This window comes from Streptomyces sp. (assembly GCF_031178505.1).
Taxonomy (GTDB): Bacteria; Actinomycetota; Actinomycetes; order Streptomycetales; family Streptomycetaceae; genus Streptomyces; species Streptomyces gulbargensis.
Window position 1 is genome coordinate 1 of record NZ_JAPSIW010000857.1, and the last position, 2,734, is coordinate 2,734.

Genomic DNA, 2,734 nt, shown 5'->3' on the forward strand with positions numbered 1-2,734 from the left:
GTGCCGCCGGTGCCGGCCTGCGGGGCGATCGTCTGGTCCGGGCTCTGCGCGGTCTTCATGCGCTCCGGGTCCCAGAGCCCCTCGATCACCGGGTTGACGAAGTCCTCGGCCTCACGGAGCCAGGTCTGCCGGTCCCAGTTCTTCCATTCGCCGTCCTTCCACTTCTCCAGGTCGACGCCGTGCTTCTGCAGCTTGTCGGCGAGGTCCTGGGCGAGGGCGGCGCCGTCCTCGCCGGTGGCGGGCGCGGAGCTGTTCGCGGTGCCGGCGGGCTTGTCGGCCGCCGGTGTTCCGGTGGGGCCGCAGGCCGTGGCGGTCAGCGCGAGCGCCGTGACCAGGCCGAGAGCGGCGGGCAGAAGTCGTACAGAACGCATGTGGTGAGTTCCCCCTGAGGTGTGTTCCGCGTCCCGAACGGGCAGGCCGGGGGCGCGAAGCCCCGCCATTGCCATGGACGCGTCACTTGCGGTGCACAGTATGCCGGGCGGTCCGGACACGGCGGAGGCGGGACCCCGGGGCCCCGCCTCCGCTTTCCACTCCCCGTCGGAGCACGCGGTCGGCCCGCGCGCCCGTACCGCCCGGCGGACGGCAGCCGGACTACCGGCCGGCGTACTTCTCGCTGACCTCGTCGAAGATGGCCTTCGCCTCCGCGCCGAGGCGCGGACCCGCGAGCCAGCCCGCCGAGACCGGGCCGACCGAGGTGTTCGACACCAGCGCCGGCTTGCCGTCACGGCCCTGGGCGACCCAGCCGCCACCGGACGAACCACCGGTCATCGTGCAGCCGATCCGGTACATCGTCGGCTGCTCCGCCTTCAGCGACAGACGGCCCGGCTTGTCCTGGCACTGGTACATCTTCTGGCCGTCGAACGGCGGCGCCGCCGGGTAACCCGTCGCCGTCATGCCCGCGATCTTCGGCACTGCCGGGGCGTTGAAGTCCACCGGGAGCGCCGAACCGACCGTCTCCTCCAGCGACTTGCCCGAGCTCCCCTTCTCCGGGGTCACCCGGATGACGGCGTAGTCGTAGGGAGCGCCCGCGCCGCCCGTCGACGCACCCTGGGCGATCCACTGGTCGGAGGTCTTGACCCACTCCGCCCACCAGACCCCGTACGGGGCGATCTCCTCACGCGGCGCCTTCTCCAGCGCCGGCGTCGGCAGCGCCGAGTCGTTGTACGAGGGCACGAAGGCGATGTTGCGGTACCAGCCGCCCTCCTTGCCCTTGTGGACGCAGTGGCCCGCCGTCCACACCAGGTTGGACTTGCCGGGGTGCGCCGGGTCCTTCACGACCGTGGCGGAGCAGACCATCGAACCCTGCGGGCCGTCGAAGAAGACCTTCCCCGCCTCGGGCGCGCTGCTGTGGTACTTCGGCGCGACGGCCTTCGCCCGCACCGGGGCCGGAGTCGGGTCGGTGACGCCCTCGTCACCCGAGATGTCCTCCTCCTCGACAGGCCGGTCGGGCCGCTCGGCCTCCCGCATCCGGTCCGGGTCCCACAGGTCCTCGATGATCGGGTTGACGAAGTCCTTGGCCTCACGCAGCCACTTGTCCCGGTCCCAGTTCCGCCACTCGCCGTCGCGCCACTTGTCCAGGTCGATCCCGTGTTCCTTCAGACGGTCCTTCAGGTCCTCCGGGATCCTGATCTTGTCGACCGGGCTCTGGGTGGTCGGCGCCACGGGCTTGTCGCCCGCGTTCTCCTCGCTCGGCCCGCAGGCCGTGGCGGTGAGCGTCAGCGCCGCGACGGCGGAGACCGCCGTCAGCAGCGGACGGATCGATCGCATCTCGTGATCCCCCTGGGACTTCGTCGGTGTGTGCATGAGTGCGGCGGCCGTGATCACGCGGACGGCCGGCCCCCACTATGCCGGTGCCGGAGGGGACGGTACGCGCCCGGCCGCCGGTTCCGGACCCCCGGCAGCCGTTGCCGGGCCGTGATCCCGGACACGCCAAGGATCTTGCGCCCGGCCCGTGATCCCCGGCAGATCCCGTCGTTGGTACGGGCGGGGGACACCACGGTGGCGTGCGGAGGCGCGGTGCGGCGCCTCGGCGGAGCCCCCGTATGTGCAACGCAACCGTTACAGCGGGAGGACAGCGAGCCGTGGCCGTCACCGAACCAGCTCCGGCCGTCACACCGGACACGCGGACGCCCAGCCGCCCGGCCGGCGGCCCCGGCGCCCCGGCACCCACCCGCGCCGGGCGCGCGGAACCGGGCCGCGCCGAGCGCGAGGACACCGGATACGAGGGCATTCTGCGCCGCCAGTCCCAGCGGGAGTCCGCGGCCCGCACGTACGCCCGCTCCCTCCCGATCGTTCCGGTACGCGCCCGGGGGCTGACCATCGAGGGCGCGGACGGCCGCCGCTACCTGGACTGCCTCTCCGGCGCCGGAACCCTCGCCCTCGGCCACAACCACCCCGTCGTCCTCGAAGCCGTCAAGAAGGTCCTCGACTCGGGCGCCCCCCTCCACGTCCTGGACCTCGCGACCCCGCTCAAGGACGCCTTCACCTCGGAACTCTTCGCGACCCTCCCCGGCGAACTCGCCCGGGACGCCCGCATCCAGTTCTGTGGGCCGGCCGGCACCGACGCCGTCGAGGCCGCCCTGAAACTGGTCCGCACCGCCACCGGCCGGCGCGGACTCCTCTCCTTCACCGGCGCCTACCACGGCATGACCGCCGGAGCCCTCGACGCCTCCGGCGGCGCGGACGACGTCCGGGTGACCCGGCTCCCGTACCCCCACGCGTACCGCTGTCCCTT

The 2,734-nt window shown here is 72.9% G+C and carries 2 protein-coding genes and 1 pseudogene; 1 reads left to right on the plus strand and 2 read right to left on the minus strand.

What is annotated here, in order from left to right; all coding sequences use genetic code 11:
* A pseudogene (locus tag RIF68_RS33505) lies at positions 1–371 on the minus strand (hypothetical protein); the annotation flags it as partial.
* 220 nt (positions 372–591) lie between these two features.
* Positions 592–1,767, minus strand: coding sequence for a hypothetical protein (locus RIF68_RS33510; RefSeq protein WP_309055239.1), 1,176 nt, complete (start codon positions 1,765–1,767; stop codon positions 592–594).
* 314 nt (positions 1,768–2,081) lie between these two features.
* On the opposite strand from RIF68_RS33510, the gene RIF68_RS33515 reads away from it, so the two are divergent.
* Positions 2,082–2,734 (plus strand): aminotransferase class III-fold pyridoxal phosphate-dependent enzyme (locus RIF68_RS33515; RefSeq protein WP_375165776.1); only part of this gene is annotated, 653 nt, incomplete at its 3' end.